Raw genomic sequence first — 16,199 nt, 5'->3', positions numbered from 1 at the left:
TTATTAAAGATTGTAGAATGAAATTTAAAAACTTCGAAAATTACTTGCCTCAAAGAAATATCTCGCTGTTTTCGTTTCTGCTGCATTCACATCTAGTCTGTACCAAGGTGAAACTTCTGAATTAAAGGGATTCTTCAATACATGAATTGATTGTGCAGGCGTATAACCTTCCGCAAGCAGAAATAGTTTTTCTCCTCTTTTGTTTTCCGAAACACCTGTAATAAAAACAATATGTCCAGGACTTCCCGGTGTGATGAGGAAATCGCCTGTTTTCAGCTGCTCATTTTTCAAGACCAGCTTTGTTTCTTTAGTTAGAGAAATGGTTCCTGCGTAATTAAAAATCAAGTCCAGATATTTCCGAAAGTTATCATAAGAATCATCAAAGGCAGCCGTCTTTTTAAATTGAACCGAGTTACCATTGACAAAAGCGCGGGTTCCATTTTTGTAATCATTCCAGGTCATTAAATCTCCACTTGTAAAATGGAACTTAATTTCATCGAACTTTTTATTCTTAAATAAATACTCGGCTCTTAATCGAATCAATGCATCTGCGCATTGCTGTAGATCTTTTGTTCCGGTATCAATGTCAAAAATCGCCTCATGGAGATGTTGAGTTTCAATTTCACTTCCATCATATTTCAAAATCGGAGAACCGTATTTTTTCAGATCAAAGTTTTCCAGATAATATCCAAAAGAATTGGGCTGTTCTTCAGTCCACGAATAACCTTTCGGCGCTGGAAATCTTTCTTTAATGGTATTTTTATCTTCATTAATTTTTATAACTGATGGTGTATTTAAAACTTCAGATCCTTCATTATCATTGTTGTCTAGTGAAGAATCAGGTGCTTTTGTACAGTTAAAAAATAATATTAAGAATATAAATAAAACTGCTTTTTTCATGGACTAAATATAATTAAATTTCCTGCACGCCATCATCATCCATCAACTACGACTCACTTCCTAAAACCTAATATCTGCCGCCAAACATCCAACCTAATTTCCTATCTTTGATTTTCAAAATTTTACCTCTATGAATCACCAACCTGTTGAAGGTTTTTCTAAACTCTCAAAACAAAGAAAAATCGATTGGCTCATCAAAGAATATCTCAATGAAGACCGCAGTTACGAACAGGTTCTTCAGCAATACTGGAATGGAGATCATGCCCTTCAGAAACTTCACGAAGAGTTTTCCGAGAATACGATTTCCAATTTTTATATGCCATATGGAATTGCACCAAATTTTCTGATCGACGGGAAGTTATTCGCGTTGCCAATGGCAGTAGAAGAAAGTTCTGTTGTTGCTGCAGCTTCAAAAGCAGCGAAATTCTGGATTGATAAAGGTGGTTTCAAAACAACTATTATTAATACCAAGAAATTAGGTCATACTCATTTTATAATGAATGTGGAACCTCATAAACTTCAGCATTTATTTAATTTTAAATTAAAGAAAAGATTATTCGAGGCGACGGATGATATTACCAAAAATATGAGAAACCGGGGAGGCGGTATTCTCAATATTCACTTGATCGATAAAACCTCGGAGCTGGAAAATTATTTTCAACTGAAAGCGAGTTTTGATACTGTAGATTCAATGGGTGCGAATTTCATTAATTCGTGTCTGGAGCAATTTGGAAAAACCTTAACAGAGGAAGTTCATAATGAAGAAAGTTTTACTCAAGAAGAAAAAGATTCTTTGCAGATCGTGATGAATATACTTTCCAACTTTACTCCTGACTGCATCGTTAGAGCAGAAGTCTCCTGTAAAATTGAAGATCTAAAAGACGATAGTGGAATTTCTAATGAGGAATTTGCAACCAAGTTTAAACGTGCGGTAACGATTGCTGAAATTGAACCTTTTCGTGCGACTACGCATAATAAGGGAATTATGAATGGCGTAGATGCTGTGGTAATTGCAACCGGCAATGATTTTCGGGCAACCGCAGCCTGTGCTCACGCTTATGCAGCAAAAGATGGAAAATATTCGAGTCTGACGCATTGTACTATTGATAATGGAATTTTTAGATTCTGGATAGATTTACCAATTTCTGTGGGAGTTGTCGGAGGTTTAACGAATCTCCATCCATTGGTAAAATTCTCTTTGGCATTATTAGGAAAACCTTCTGCACAGGAATTGATGAGTATTTTAGCGGTTTCTGGCTTGGCTCAAAATTTTGGTGCACTTCGTTCTTTAGTCACGACTGGAATTCAAAAAGGTCATATGAAAATGCACCTGTTTAATATTCTCAATCAGTTAGGAGCAACAGAAGAAGAGAAAAATCATTTTGTGACTTATTTTAAAGACAAAACGGTAAGCCATCATGAGGTAATCAGTGAGTTTAATAAAATGAGAACACAATCTATTTAATCGTTCCATAATGAAAAAAGTAACCGGTATTGGCGGCATTTTTTTTAAAGCAAAAGATCCGCAGAAACTGAATGAATGGTATAAAAAACATCTTGGTTTTGATACGAACGATTATGGCGCAAACTTCTACTGGAAAGAAGAAGATTCTTCCAAACCAGGTTCTACGCAATGGAGTGCTTTTGCTGATGATACCAAATATTTTGAACCATCAACCAAAGACTTCATGATTAATTATCGCGTAGATGATCTGGAAGCGCTGGTTACAGAACTGGAAAAAGAAGGGGTCACCATTTTAGATAAAATTGAAGAATTCGATTACGGGAAATTCGTTCATATTGTAGATATTGAAGATAATAAAATTGAATTGTGGGAACCGAAAGAATAAAATAATAATTATGTTTCAACTCGTTCTAGGATTTTTAATATTAATTTTTGGGGTTTTTCTTAAAGTTACCAAGGATCCCGGTTTTTCAAAATCAAAGAAATTTGCATGGATGTTTATCTTGATTGGAGCATTGTCCATCATCGGTAAATTACTGGTCGCTTATCAAACAGAAACATTATAGAATGATAAAACATTTGATTTATAAGGGAATATTATTCTTGATAATGCTGATGTCGATTTTGAGTTTTTCACAACAGAAAAATTTGAAAATCACCAATCTGCAACCTCAATCTGAAAATTTTGTATTTCCGTTAATATCTTTTAAAGAGAAGCCTTTAGTCCAAGATAAAATTAATACCTTTTTACAGGTAAGTGAACTGGAATTTGTTCCAGGTTCTGGAGAAAACCCTTTTCAACTCGCTTCTACTGCTACCAATTCTTACACGAATTATGTTTATTTCTATAGCTGGAAAAAGCTAAACTCGCCCAAAAATGTTCTTTCCTTTCAGCTGCAAGGTGAGGCTAGTGGCGCTTATTCAGAAGGTTTTATAACTTACCGAAACTTTGATTTAAGAACCGGGAATTTCCTTAATTTGCAAGATTTATTTCAACCAAATTCGATTGCGAAAATTGAAAAAGTCATTAATGATAAAATAAGGAAAAGAATTAAAGATTACATCTTTGAATTAAAATCATCACCAACACGCGATCAGGATGAGCAAATTGCGATGTACGAAAATTGCTTTACAGAAAATACTTTACCTTATTTAAAATTCTACTTAGAAAAAGATCAGTTAACCGTTGTTGCAGGTCGGTGTTCCAATCATGCGATGCGCGCTTTGGACGATTTAGGAAGTCATGAAATTGTTTTTAAGTTTAAAGAACTTGAAAAATACTGGAGTCCATTTGCTAGAAATTTGTTGTCGGATTCTGAGGTTGCAGTTTCTAGTGGAAGCATTCAGAATAAATTATACCAAGGAAGAATTGATGGAAAATATCCAATCATGCTTTTGGTGGAAGATATTTATGAGGATGGTTCGCTTTCAATCGTTTATTGGTATAAAAAGAATAAGAAACTCATCGATTGGCGCGGAACCTTTAAAAATAATCACTTTTCTGCCACTGAAGATGATTATCACGATGAAGAAATGAAAAAATGGATTCCTCGTGCAGAAATAGAGGCCGACTTGAATAACAGAAATATTACCGGAACCTGGCAGGATTACAGAACAAAAAAATATTTAAAATTAGAATTAGAAGAATTATAATATGAAAACATTTACATTAGTAATCGGAGCCGTTTACGGATTGGTTTCCGTAATTTTAGGAGCATTTGGAGCTCACGCTTTAAAGAAAGTGTTGTCGGTAGACAAACTAGCGAGTTTTGAAACAGGTGTCAAATATCAAATGTACTCGGCCTTATTTTTATTGATTGTCGGTTATATTTTGAAGTTTGAGACCCCTTCAGAAAAATGGATATCAATTTTAATGATTGCCGGCACCTTTTTGTTTTCGGTGAGTATTTATTTGTTAGCTTTTAGCGAAGTAGCGGCGATTCCTTCAAAAGCGGTTGGCCCAATAACGCCTCTTGGGGGGTTATTGATGATTATTTCGTGGGCGATGTTAATTTTCTATTTTGTAAAAAATAAATTCTAAAATGTTTTTCATTTTTGGACTTAATAAGAAACCTGTAGGTAAAGAACAGCGCAAAATAATGAAGAATGGTTTTGAAGTGAATGCAGTGATAACTGTTTATAAAAATTACTTTGAACTTTTCTTCATTCCCTTAATTCCGCTGGGGAAAAAGTACAGTATTTACATTCCGCATTCTGATGAATATTATGAGCAAGGGATGTTCTCTAAAATGCCTAAAGAGTATTTGGAGATTTGTAAAGCAGTTGGTAGAAAATATTAAAAAATGACTAAGCCGAGAATTGCTTTATTCATAGGGATCTTGTGCATCTCCATTTTTCCGGTGATCGTGAGGATGAATTTGACCTCCGGGTTGATTTCTGCCTTTTACAGAATGGCAATTGCGACGGCGGTAATTTTGCCTTATGCGCTTTATAAGAAAAAACTGAAGTTAGAGAATGTAAAAATGCTCTTGCCAATGATGGTTTGCGGTATTTTATTTGCCTCAGATATCGCAGTTTGGAATATTTCGATTCAGAATTCTACAGCAACACAAGCGACATTGCTTACGAATCTTTCTCCTATTTGGGTAGGAGTTTTCTCGCTGGTCTTTTTGAAATTTCGCCCACGAAAAAGTTTTTGGCTCGGCACCGTAATCGCTTTAGTGGGTATGACGGTTTTTGTAGGAGTCGACACTATTATCAACTTACAACTGGATTTCGCTTTTTTTCTGGGAATATTGTCGGGAGTTCTGTATGCTCTTTATATTTTGGTTAGCAAATCAGTTTTAGAAAAATTAGAAGTCATTACCTTCATTACTTATAGTATGATCTTCAGTGCCATTTTCCTTTTTATCATCAATATTGCTTTCGGAGAACAGTTTTTTGGTTTCACTAATAAGGCCTGGTTCTCACTTTTAGTTCAGGGAGTTGTTTGCCAGTTGATCGCGTGGTTGCTCATCAGTTATGCCACTCAGACTATGCGGGCGACCAGAGTTTCGTTAAGTCTTTTAAGTCAGGCTATTTTTGCCACGATCCTGGCTGCTGTCTTTGTGAATGAACAGATCACAGTAATTCAAATGGTTGCAAGTGTCATTATATTAGCAGGAATTGCAACGACCTTTTATGAGAAAAATTCAACAGTAAATTTATAATTTATATTGAAAATAAATAATCGCTTTAAGTAGTGAATGGTAAATTTCAGCTTGTAATAAATTAAATTATTGCCGATTAGTTTAAGATATTTTAATTTATTGTAGTTGTATTCCTATGAGGTGCGATTATGAGGGTGATTCTATTTTGGGAATTAAAAGAAAAAGAATTGATTTTATTGGTTGTCTTGATATAGTTTTGAAAAATTACAAGATGTAAATCAATTGTTGATGCGGTCTGCTCGATTTTATTGGGTATTGTTTAAATTTGAGCTTGCTTTATTCGTAGTAAATATCTATCTTTGATAAAAATAATACAATATGAATTATTCAAAAATCAAATCCGTTCTAGCGTTATTAGCAATTAGCAGTACGCTTTTAATTTCTTGTAACAAAACAGAAGAAAGTTCTGTTGTTTCTGATGCACCAGTAGAAACTACCGTTGAAAAAACTACTGTTGTTGATCCTGCCAAGCAGGATACGATTAATATCACTTTAAATGGGAATGATAAGATGCAGTATGATCTTTCAGAAATTGATGTTTATGAAGGACAAACTGTTGTTCTTACTTTGAACCATACCGGTACCATGCCGATGGCTTCAATGGGACACAACTTTGTGCTATTGAAAAAAGGTACTGATCTCGATAAATTCGAAGCAGAAGCAGCGAAAGCTCAGAAAGATGGCTACATTCCAGCTGACACAAGTGAAATTATCGCACATACCAAACTGATTGGTGGTGGCGAATCTGACACGATAACTTTCCAGGCACCCGAAAAAGGAACGTATGATTTCCTTTGTTCATTCCCAGGACATTATTCTATGATGAAAGGTAAATTTAACGTAAAATAAACCTTTAAGGACTTATAGTAGTCGTTAAAAATTAAATAGGGGATTAGTATATTAAGCTGATCCCTTTTTTATTTTAACATAAGTTTAATACACGTTATCAATTGTTTATCCGATCAATTCTTTTCTCATTTTGTATCTTTACCGAATATTATTAAAATTGAAAAAATATCTTGCCATCATGTTTACCGTTTTCTATTTCGGATTTTCTTCCGGAATGGTTTATAACGTGCATTATTGTCTGGATCAAATTTTAGTTTCTTCGGTTTCGTCAAGTAAAACGTGTGACGTTTGTGGAACAGAAGATAAAAAAGATTGCTGTAAAAGTGAAGTCAAAGTTTTAAAAACTGATGTAGGTCCAAAAGCAAATATTTCATTTATTAATGATGCTCCAATAGGAGCAGTTCTTCCACAGGAATATTTTGTTAACTTTATAACACCGATTTTAGAGCGTAACAATTTTTCAATTCATATCAACGCGCCGCCTGAGACAGCGGAACTTCCTTTATTTATTTCTCACTGTAATTTTAGAATTTAGAATAGAACATCATTTTTCTTATGATTAATGATGATTTCCCGTGTCCAAATGTTTTTGGACCTTCCCTATTTAAAACAATCTAAAATTTATTACAATGAAAAAATTAATTTTCACAACCGTATTTTCTATATTTTCAATTCTAAACATTTCGGCTCAAAAGAGTGATACTTCCATTTCAAGACTCTATCAAAATTATTTGAACATCAAAACGGCTTTAGCTTCAGATAATTCTGACGAAGCCTCAAAAGCAGCTAGCAACTTTGCAAAATCTGCCTCAATGGTTGACTACAAAGTTTTATCGGAAGGCAACTTAGATATCTTGCGAAAAGACGCATCTCAAATTGCAGAAAACAGAAGTATCGATAAGCAGAGAGAGTTCTTTAATACACTTTCTTTAAATATGATTTCATTAGGTCAAAAATTCAAACTTGCCGATGATTCTGTATTTGTACAGTATTGTCCCATGGCAGATGCTTCTTGGTTAAGTGCTGAAAAAGAGATCAGAAATCCTTACTACGGCAGTTCGATGTTGAAATGTGGAAGTGTGAAAAACGTTTTAAAATAATAAAACTTTTACCGCTCTATTTTCACTGATAATTTTCCATTCCTGTTTATCATGGAGTGGAAGATTATGGAGATCTAACAGTTTATCAACACTAACGAAAATTTACAATTATGAATACTCATTCAGAACAAAATAAATCACATTCTAATCCGTATCCGAAATTTTTATTGATGATGGCAGTTTCGTTCATCGTTATGTATGTGGTCATGTATTTTAACACTTACGAATTGGATCATGTTTATTTCAGCATGACCAGATTTTATATGACTTGTCTAATGATTGCCTCGATGGCTTTACTAATGTTCGGTTTTATGCTGAAAATGTATAAAAACAAAAAACATAATATTGCAATTGTCGTCGGAAGTCTTCTGCTGTTTTTCGGCTCTCTTTATTTAGTCCGTGCGCAAAAACCAATTGACGACCTGCTATGGATGCGCGCTATGATCCCTCACCATTCAATTGCCATATTAACAAGTGAACGCGCCGATATCAAAGATCCTGAAGTGAAGAAATTAGCAAATGATATCATCAAGGCTCAAAGAAAAGAAATTGAAGAAATGAAAGCCATGATTAAAAGATTAGAAAATGAAAAATAAAATACCCAACTTTTTAAAATTATGCACGCTTCTTTTTCTAGTCGTGTCGGTTCAGGGATTTTCTCAGAACCACACTATGCATATGGAGAAAAAAACGGATTCAAAAAACGAGTCTACCGGAAAAATTTCTTTTGGTGGAAAAACGGTTCGTTATGATCTGTACGTAAAAGACACGCTTGTTAATTTTAGCGGAAAACCCGCCCGGGCCATTGCCACGAATGGAAAATTGCAGGCACCAACTTTATATTTTAAAGAAGGAGATACTGCAGAAATTTATCTGCATAATCAATTGAAAGAAAACACAGGTCTTCACTGGCACGGCGTAATTCTACCCAATGAAATGGATGGCGTTCCTTATCTAACAACGAAAGAAGTTAAACCCGGTGAAACGCATTTGTACAAATTTCGTATTTCTCAAAATGGAACCTATTGGTACCATTCTCATGAGGGAACTCAAGAACAGATTGGGATGAATGGTATTTTGGTTTTCCAAAAAAGAGATGGTCAGCCTGACAAAAAATTCGATGCGGATATTCCGGTTCTTCTTGGAGAATGGACGGATGAGAATCCGAAACAGATCATGCGTCGTCTGCACATGGATCAGGGAGATTATTGGTCCGTGAAAAAAGGTACCGTTCAAAGTTATTCCGAGGCGGCGAAAGTTGGTCATTTCGGCACCAAACTTTTGAACGAATGGAAACGAATGGAAGCCATGGATGTGAGCGATGTTTACTACAATAATTTTCTCATCAATGGTAAAATTTCTTCTGATTATAAAAATTTGAAGGCCGGTGATAAAGTTCATCTGCGTGTGGTCAACGGTGGATCATCTTCGTACTTCTGGTTGAATTATGGTGGCGGAAAAATTACTGTTATAGGAAATGATGGTAATGAAGTAGAACCTGTGGAAGTGGACCGATTGATCGTGGGTGTTTCTGAAACCTATGATATTGTAGTTACGATCCCCGAAAATAAAAGTTTTGAATTCCGTTCCACGTCCGAAGACCGCCAGGGGCACGCTTCTTTGTGGTTAGGTAACGGTGACAAAGTGGAAGCGCCAAACCTGCCAAAATTGATGCTTTTTGAAGGAATGAAGATGATGAACGGCATGATGGAGATGAGCGGTGATATGAAACCGATGAACATGACGATGGGCAATCAGATGATGGATATGAATGAAGTCATGTATCCCAAAATTTCAAAAAGCCAAAGAATGCAGACGATGAAGCATATGAATGAAATGATGGGCATGAAGGAGAAATCTTCTGGTAAGAAAATGGACTCTGACAAAGAAATGGATCATAGTAAAATGGATACGAATTCGGCAAATGGTGAAATGGATCACAGTACGCATAATATGGGTGAGTCTGATACGAAAACGATCAAACGCCTGAGTTATAATATGCTGAAATCGCCCTTTAAAACTTCACTGCCTGATGATAATGTAAAGGAATTAAATTTTACACTCGAAGGAAATATGCGAAATTACCTTTGGACTTTAGATAATAAAACAGTCTCTGAAAGTGATAAGATTTTAATTAAAAAAGGTCAGGTTGTACGAATTACGATGTACAATAATTCGATGATGCGTCATCCGATGCATCTTCACGGTCATGATTTTCGCTTGATTAATTCTAAAGGTGAATATTCGCCACTGAAAAATGTAGTCGATATGGCACCGATGGAAACCAATACGATTGAGTTTGCAGCGAATCAGGATGGAGACTGGTTTTTTCACTGTCATATTCTTTATCACATGATGACCGGAATGGGCAAGGTCTTCACGTATGAAAATTCGGCATCCAATCCGCAGCTTCCGAATAAAGAAGCGGCTTACCGAAAGTTTCTAAACACCAACAGAATGATCAGCACAACGGCAATGCTGGATGTTGCTTCTAATAAATTACATCTTGAAAACATGAGTATGCTTGGTGCACGTTGGATGAACGTTAATGAATTACATTCCAACTATGATTTCACGCATTATGAAGGAAGTGTAAAGGTAGGACGCTTTCTTGGGAAATATCAGTGGGCAATGCCTTATGTAGGTTTTAGAACGCAGAAAACACATGACCTGGCAAAAACGTGGTTTGGACAAAATGTGATGCCTGAAAATGAAAACGTAGCCATCGCGGGTATTCGTTACATCTTACCATTTTTGGTGACAGCCGATGCTAACGTTGATAACAATGGAAAAGTCCGTTTGGAATTGAGCCGTGAAAGAATTAAAATCTCACCTAGAATTCGCGGAAGTTTTGCCGTGAATTCTGATAAAGAATTTGATTTTGGACTAAAATATATAGTGCAAAAATGGGTTTCAATATCCACAAACTATGATAGTGAGTTTGGGTTTGGAGGAGGTTTGACTTTTATGTATTAAATTCTGCGATCTGTATTTTTATCAGCCGTCTTAGCAATAAGGCGGCTTTTATTTTTTTACTGCAATCTGTTCGCCCATTTTTATGGTCGTTTCCAGGCCGTTTGCTGTATTGGACAATAAATCAGCATCAATTTTAATTTGATTTTTTTCAAACAATAGAACTATCGTAGAACCGCCAAATTTAAAATATCTTTTTTCTTGCCCTTTTTTTACAGTCGTACCCGAGTAAGTTTGAATCATGCTTCCAACCATGGTGGCACCAACTTCTACCATGACAATATCACCAAAAGCTGGACTTTCAATTACTCCATATTCCCGTTTGTTGAGCCAGAAAATTTCGGCTTTTTTACGGAGAGCCAAAGGATTGACGGAGTAATAATCACCATCAATTTTTATATTTGAAGATGAGGTTGTTCCACTTACCGGAAAGTGATAGCGATGATAATCTGGCGGCGCAAGCCGAAAAACGATCATGGATCCATTTTTATATTTCTTTGCTAATTCTTTATTATCTAAAAAAGAATCAACATTAAACCGAAAACCTTTGATGTAAAAATCGGATTTGCTTACATTGTTATAGACTAAGATTTTACCATCAGCTGGAGAAGTTACCACGAGTGAATCTGCATCGATCGGTCGGGCTTCTGGTTTGAGTTTTCGGGTAAAAAAATCATTGAAACTATTGAAGCTCTGTTTTTGTGCAATACTGATATCGACGTCATACTCTTTTATAAAGGGCTTAATTTTAGACGCTGACGATTCTTTATCCATCATGTCTCCATAAATAGAAGTTACGATTTTCCGTTTTGCGATGGTCCATAATGTCGCTTCGCCAACTGGATTATGATACAGCCAATCGAGCCATTTTTCACCGTAAACATTTTCAGTTTTTACCTGTCCACTTTCCCGATCGATATATTTTATAGGGTTTTGGGATGGAACGGGGAAAACAGCTAGGACGAAAATTATGGCTGCAATAAACCAAACGATCGTCCATTTTTTATTGGGCTTTTTAAATTTCATAGAATTAGTATACCTTAAACTCAATCAATAATTTTCGGGATATCGATCGATTTTGACTACCGTGGCAATTTATGACATTTTTGAGGGATAGCCCAAGTCCTGGCTTAAGAACTGCGGAATAATGATTTGTCGATGTGTTTTTTGGTACACAGATAGCACACATTTGTACGGATTAATACGGGGTATTATCAGAGGTTATAATTTTTTAGTTTTTTGTTAAAATCTGCGTAAATCCCTGAGATCTGTGCGCTGATTTTGATGTTCCATTATTTCTAATGAGAAACAAACTGCGCCCCGGATTGAAAGGCATGTTTGAGCTCTGCCGAGGCATTTGTTCGGGAAGCGAGTAGTGAAAGCCGAAAATGGCGCTCAAAATAAAAAAAATAGAAAGATTGCCTTTCAACAAAATCAAAGGTGCGTCCAAATAAAATATCATAAAAATGGCTTTAGACGACCTTCAAAGAGGATCCAAATAATTTAAAGACTAAACCTACTATCTAACCAAATTTTCTTAAATTTGTCAATCGTTAAAAAAAATAAATATCTAATTTAAATAATATGAATCTTCACGAGTACCAATCGAAAGAAATTTTGGCAAAATACGGCGTAAACATCCAAAGAGGTTTTATCGCAAATAATGTTGACGAAGCTGAAGCTGCAGCAAAAAAGTTAACAGAAATGAACGGAAATGAAGGCTGGGTAGTTAAAGCACAGGTTCACGCAGGTGGACGTGGTAAAGGCGGCGGCGTAAAGTTTTCTCCGAACATGGAAAAACTGAAAGAAAATGCTGGAAACATCATCGGAATGCAGTTGGTTACTCCACAAACTTCTGCGGAAGGGAAAAAAGTGAATTTCGTTTTAGTAGCTGAAGATGTTTATTATCCAGGTGAAACTGAAACTAAAGAGTTTTATGTTTCCATCCTTTTAGACAGAGCACAAGGAAAAAATATGATCGTTTATTCTACAGAAGGTGGAATGGATATTGAGCACGTTGCAGAAGTAACTCCGCACTTAATTCATAATGAAGTAGTAGATCCTGCTGTTGGATTGCAAGGTTTTCAAGCGAGAAAGATCGCGTTTAACTTAGGTTTAACAGGAGCTGCTCATAAAGATTTCGTAAAGTTTATCGCTTCTTTGTACAACGCTTATGTTGGAATTGATGCTTCTCTTTTTGAAATCAACCCGGTTTTAAAAACTTCTGATAACAAAATTATCGCTGTTGATGCTAAAGTTTCTTTAGATGACAACGCTTTATTCCGTCACAAAGATTTGGCAGAATTAAGAGATACAAGAGAAGAAGATCCTACCGATGTTGAAGCTGGTGAAGCTGGTTTGAACTTCGTGAAGTTGGATGGTGACGTTGCCTGTATGGTAAACGGTGCTGGTCTTGCAATGGCGACTATGGATATCATTAAATTATCTGGTGGTAACCCGGCGAATTTCTTGGACGTTGGTGGTACCGCTGATGCAGAAAGAGTTCAGAAAGCTTTTGGGATTATCTTGAAAGATCCGAATGTAAAAGCAATTCTAATTAATATCTTCGGTGGAATCGTACGTTGCGACCGTGTCGCTCAAGGTATCGTAGATGCTTACAAAGCAATGGGAAGTCTTCCAGTTCCGTTGATCGTGAGATTACAGGGAACCAATGCAGTTGAAGCGAAACAATTGATCGATGATTCTGGATTGCCAGTTCATTCCGTGATTACTTTGGATGAAGCTGCTAAAAAAGTAAAAGAAGTTTTAGGTCACTAAAATCTTAGATATATAAAAAGAGAAACCGTTTCATTCAATTGAAACGGTTTTTTTTGTTAAGGAGAGATGCATTGAAAAGCTTCTCTTTATGGGTTTTTAATCACAAATATTCTCTTATTCTGCGCCCACTTTATTCATGACTTGAGGAGCAAGGTCAGCCTGTGTTGCCAGTTGCACGCCTTCACTTTCCAGTTTGCTTTTTAATCTCATGAGTGCATCTGTTTTCACCTTGTTAATACTGGCGCCACTTTTCATGAAAAATCTAGCCTGCATATAAAAAATGCCAAATGACTGTTTTTGAATAAATACTTGAGCATCATCAACATGATCCGCAAAATCAAAAGTTTTAATTTCACTCAAAATCAAGTCACTTACTTTTTCTAAATCCTGATTATTTGAAATTTGAATATCCAGAAATACCTTTCGCTGTCCGGACGCAGAATAATTGGTAAATGGCGCACTGAAAACCAATTGATTGGGAACGTGTACTTTTTTACCTTCATCGGTAATTATTTTAGTGGTAAGAAAATCAATGCTTTCGACAGTTCCTGATACATCTCTAATGGTAATATAATCACCCACGGCAAAAGCTTTATCTACACTGATCAATGCTCCGGAAAACATGGAGGAGACCAGATCTTTTAATGCAACCCCGGCGATCACCCCAGCAACTCCCAGACTTCCGATAAATTTTATAACAAAGCTACCCATTCCCATAATTTCGAGAGAAATAAAGGCTCCAGAAAGAATAATCAGGAATTTAAAAACTTTGATTAAAGTAACAACAGAGGTGTTTTTACTTTTCGGGAAAAAGCGATGCCAGATTTTTACGGAGATTTTGCTCAGAAAACTACTTAGCGTTAAAAAAAGAAGGAAGACCAAGATCCCCACGGCAAGTCTCGGAGTTGCCTCCGCAAAACCCCTGTACCACTTGTTCAGGACACTCATTATCGTTTCGTAATAGTTCATAAGTCAAATATATCAATAAATTAAGTTCTCTTCATAGCAAAATTCTTTCCAAAAAATAAACCTGGCTAAATTTTCAATATTATGTATCTTTGCCATCCACAAGAAAAACGTCCTGTTGATTCCAAATTCGTTTGGGGTAGGAAAGTCCGGACACCGTAGAGCAGCAAAGCGGATAACATCCGTCGGTCGTGAGATCAGGACAAGTGCAACAGAAAGTATGTATATTAATTTATAGTGAAACCAGGTAAACTCTTTGCGGTGCAATGTTAAGTATATCGGATTTTTTCAGCAATGAAAATAGGAGTGGCTCGTTCCAAAAACCGAGGGGTAAACAGCTAAAGTTTTGCAGCAATGTAAATCGTAGATAAATAACAGGCATTTTGGTTTCGACCAATTTACAGAATCCGGCTTACAGTTTCTCTTGTGGGTTTTTAAAAAATAAAGCAGAAATTTAATTTCTGCTTTTTAACTTTAATCGTTTTCCAGTTGTGTTTTCGCATCATTTAAAGCAGCGGTCTCTTTTTCCGAGAGTGTTGGAAATTTTAGATCCATTTTCTCCATCGCATCAATAATAATTTGAATAGCTGCTACTCGGGAAAACCATTTATGATCTGCTGGTATAACGTACCAAGGGGCACAGTCTTTTGAAGTTTCGTTAATTGCTTTTTCGTACGCGTTCATGTATTCATCCCACAATGCACGTTCCGGTAAATCGCCTGAAGAAAATTTCCAGTTTTTGTCAGGTTCATTGATTCGATCCAGGAATCTTTTTTTCTGTTCTTTTTGCGAAACATTTAGAAAAATTTTCACAATGGTAGTTCCATTATCAGCAAGGTGCTTTTCAAAATTCCGGATGCTTTCATATCGATCATCCCAAAAATCACCATCAAAATCCTTTACGGAATCCCATACTTTTTCATTTAGATTATATTCAGGATGAACTTTGCAGACCAAGACGCTCTCGTAATGACTTCGATTAAAAATTCCTATTTTTCCTTTTGCCGGCAGTGCAATATAGTGGCGCCATAAGAAATCATGATCATATTCTTTGTCGGTAGGAGTTTTAAAGCTGTGCACAATGCAACCTTGAGGGTTTACCCCACCAAAAACATGTTTAATTAAAGAGTCTTTTCCAGCGGCATCCATTGCCTGCAGAACGATCAGTACAGATTTGCTACCGTCTGCGTATAATTTTTCCTGTAGATCCCGAAGTTTCCCTTGTTCCAGGGCTAACATTTTTTGACCTTCTTTCTTTTTCAACTTACCTTGGTATTCTGTATCGGCTTTTTTCATTGAAAACTTTCCTTTCACGATGAAATTGTCGCTGAAATCTAAATCCATAACTGTAATATTTCTACTAAATTAAAAAAATCATTTCAATATTGAAATGATTTTAAGTTTAAATACGCAGAATAATTTATTTGCTATTTATTTACCGGATGTTTTTCTACCAGTAATTTTAACTTTTTTAGCCGGTGCTACAACTTCACTCTTAGCTACAACAGGATCTTGTACAACGGTTACTCCTGCATCTATATTCCCTTTAATAGTAATTACGGATCTGCTGTTTTCAGGATCATTCGTATAAACTTCAATGATCTTGGTAAATGGACCTACGATCGTCGTGTTATAACCAACTTTTAAAGGAGCAGTTTTCCCTGGCATAATTGGATCTTGACTCCATTCAGGTGTTGTACAACCACAAGATGCTTGTACTTTGGAAATAATCAAAGGTTTATCACCTGTGTTTTTTACTGTAAAAAGTCGATGTCCATCTGCACCTACTTTTACCGTTCCGTAATCTAAAGTTGTTTTATCAAAGGAAATTGTTTGTGCTGAAGCAAGTACAAAAGTTCCCGCCAAAAATAAACTTGCAAAAATCTTTTTCATATTTTTAATTTTATAGTTCCTTGTTTGAGTAAAAAGAACTCACAAAGTTAAAAATATTTTTTATAGCAAGCTCATATTTTTTTATTTCCCTATTTTTGCAACTAT

Annotated in this window: 18 protein-coding genes and 1 other RNA gene; 14 read left to right on the top strand and 5 right to left on the bottom strand. The window is 35.8% G+C overall.

What is annotated here, in order from left to right; genetic code table 11:
• Positions 1–24: 24 nt before the first annotated feature.
• On the bottom strand, positions 25–900 hold the full coding sequence (locus FNJ88_RS04820; protein ID WP_143852092.1) for a DUF4846 domain-containing protein: 876 nt from the start codon (positions 898–900) through the stop codon (positions 25–27).
• Positions 901–1,030: 130 nt separating this feature from the next.
• Between FNJ88_RS04820 and FNJ88_RS04815 the strand changes: the two genes are divergently transcribed.
• From FNJ88_RS04815 to FNJ88_RS04765, 12 genes are all read left to right on the top strand, one after another.
• On the top strand, positions 1,031–2,365 hold the full coding sequence (locus tag FNJ88_RS04815; protein WP_143852091.1) for a hydroxymethylglutaryl-CoA reductase, degradative: 1,335 nt from the start codon (positions 1,031–1,033) through the stop codon (positions 2,363–2,365).
• 10 nt (positions 2,366–2,375) lie between these two features.
• A complete protein-coding gene (locus FNJ88_RS04810; protein WP_143852089.1) occupies positions 2,376–2,750 on the top strand; it encodes a VOC family protein in 375 nt (124 codons plus the stop codon).
• 10 nt (positions 2,751–2,760) lie between these two features.
• Positions 2,761–2,931 carry a hypothetical protein gene (locus FNJ88_RS14270; RefSeq protein ID WP_185145858.1) on the top strand — a complete coding sequence of 57 codons (171 nt, stop codon included), beginning with the start codon at positions 2,761–2,763 and terminating at the stop codon, positions 2,929–2,931.
• 1 nt (position 2,932) lies between these two features.
• A complete protein-coding gene (locus FNJ88_RS04805) occupies positions 2,933–4,018 on the top strand; it encodes a hypothetical protein (RefSeq protein ID WP_143852087.1) in 1,086 nt (361 codons plus the stop codon).
• Position 4,019: 1 nt separating this feature from the next.
• Entirely contained in the window at positions 4,020–4,406 is a 387-nt protein-coding gene (locus FNJ88_RS04800) for a DUF423 domain-containing protein (protein WP_143852086.1), read from the top strand.
• 1 nt (position 4,407) lies between these two features.
• Positions 4,408–4,665, top strand: coding sequence for a hypothetical protein (locus FNJ88_RS04795; RefSeq protein WP_143852084.1), 258 nt, complete (start codon positions 4,408–4,410; stop codon positions 4,663–4,665).
• A 3-nt stretch (positions 4,666–4,668) separates the two neighbouring features.
• Positions 4,669–5,535: a DMT family transporter gene (locus FNJ88_RS04790; protein WP_143852082.1), complete on the top strand. Its 867-nt coding sequence runs from the start codon at positions 4,669–4,671 to the stop codon at positions 5,533–5,535.
• A 318-nt stretch (positions 5,536–5,853) separates the two neighbouring features.
• Positions 5,854–6,384, top strand: a complete 531-nt coding sequence (gene azu, locus FNJ88_RS04785) for an azurin (RefSeq protein WP_143852080.1) — start codon at positions 5,854–5,856, stop codon at positions 6,382–6,384.
• A 157-nt stretch (positions 6,385–6,541) separates the two neighbouring features.
• On the top strand, positions 6,542–6,919 hold the full coding sequence (locus tag FNJ88_RS04780; RefSeq protein WP_143852078.1) for an HYC_CC_PP family protein: 378 nt from the start codon (positions 6,542–6,544) through the stop codon (positions 6,917–6,919).
• 94 nt (positions 6,920–7,013) lie between these two features.
• Positions 7,014–7,484, top strand: coding sequence for a DUF3347 domain-containing protein (locus tag FNJ88_RS04775; protein WP_143852077.1), 471 nt, complete (start codon positions 7,014–7,016; stop codon positions 7,482–7,484).
• A gap of 110 nt (positions 7,485–7,594) precedes the next feature.
• A complete protein-coding gene (locus FNJ88_RS04770) occupies positions 7,595–8,080 on the top strand; it encodes a DUF305 domain-containing protein (RefSeq protein WP_143852075.1) in 486 nt (161 codons plus the stop codon).
• Positions 8,070–10,460 carry a multicopper oxidase domain-containing protein gene (locus FNJ88_RS04765; RefSeq protein ID WP_143852073.1) on the top strand — a complete coding sequence of 797 codons (2,391 nt, stop codon included), beginning with the start codon at positions 8,070–8,072 and terminating at the stop codon, positions 10,458–10,460. Before FNJ88_RS04770 ends, FNJ88_RS04765 begins: the two co-directional genes overlap by 11 nt.
• A 48-nt stretch (positions 10,461–10,508) precedes the next feature.
• Here the strand turns inward: FNJ88_RS04765 and FNJ88_RS04760 are convergent, their stop codons facing one another.
• Entirely contained in the window at positions 10,509–11,483 is a 975-nt protein-coding gene (locus FNJ88_RS04760; RefSeq protein WP_143852071.1) for a phosphatidylserine decarboxylase, read from the bottom strand.
• A 558-nt stretch (positions 11,484–12,041) separates the two neighbouring features.
• On the opposite strand from FNJ88_RS04760, the gene sucC reads away from it, so the two are divergent.
• The gene (gene sucC / locus FNJ88_RS04755) at positions 12,042–13,235 is read left to right on the top strand and encodes an ADP-forming succinate--CoA ligase subunit beta (protein ID WP_143852069.1); all 1,194 of its coding nucleotides are present in this window, start codon (positions 12,042–12,044) and stop codon (positions 13,233–13,235) included.
• A 114-nt stretch (positions 13,236–13,349) separates the two neighbouring features.
• Here sucC and FNJ88_RS04750 read toward each other — a convergent pair whose 3' ends face one another.
• Positions 13,350–14,204: a mechanosensitive ion channel family protein gene (locus FNJ88_RS04750; RefSeq protein WP_143852067.1), complete on the bottom strand. Its 855-nt coding sequence runs from the start codon at positions 14,202–14,204 to the stop codon at positions 13,350–13,352.
• A 99-nt stretch (positions 14,205–14,303) separates the two neighbouring features.
• On the opposite strand from FNJ88_RS04750, the gene rnpB reads away from it, so the two are divergent.
• Positions 14,304–14,632: RNase P RNA component class A (gene rnpB, locus FNJ88_RS04745), an RNA gene on the top strand.
• 43 nt (positions 14,633–14,675) lie between these two features.
• Here rnpB and FNJ88_RS04740 read toward each other — a convergent pair.
• A complete protein-coding gene (locus FNJ88_RS04740) occupies positions 14,676–15,545 on the bottom strand; it encodes a polyphosphate kinase 2 family protein (protein ID WP_143852065.1) in 870 nt (289 codons plus the stop codon).
• Between the two features lie 87 nt (positions 15,546–15,632).
• Positions 15,633–16,094, bottom strand: coding sequence for a DUF1573 domain-containing protein (locus FNJ88_RS04735; protein WP_143852063.1), 462 nt, complete (start codon positions 16,092–16,094; stop codon positions 15,633–15,635).
• Positions 16,095–16,199: the final 105 nt, after the last annotated feature.

This window comes from Chryseobacterium sp. SNU WT5, from assembly GCF_007362475.1.
GTDB lineage: Bacteria > Bacteroidota > Bacteroidia > Flavobacteriales > Weeksellaceae > Kaistella.
Note: the sequence above shows the minus strand (reverse complement) of the source record. Positions and strands in the feature narration are given on the sequence as shown.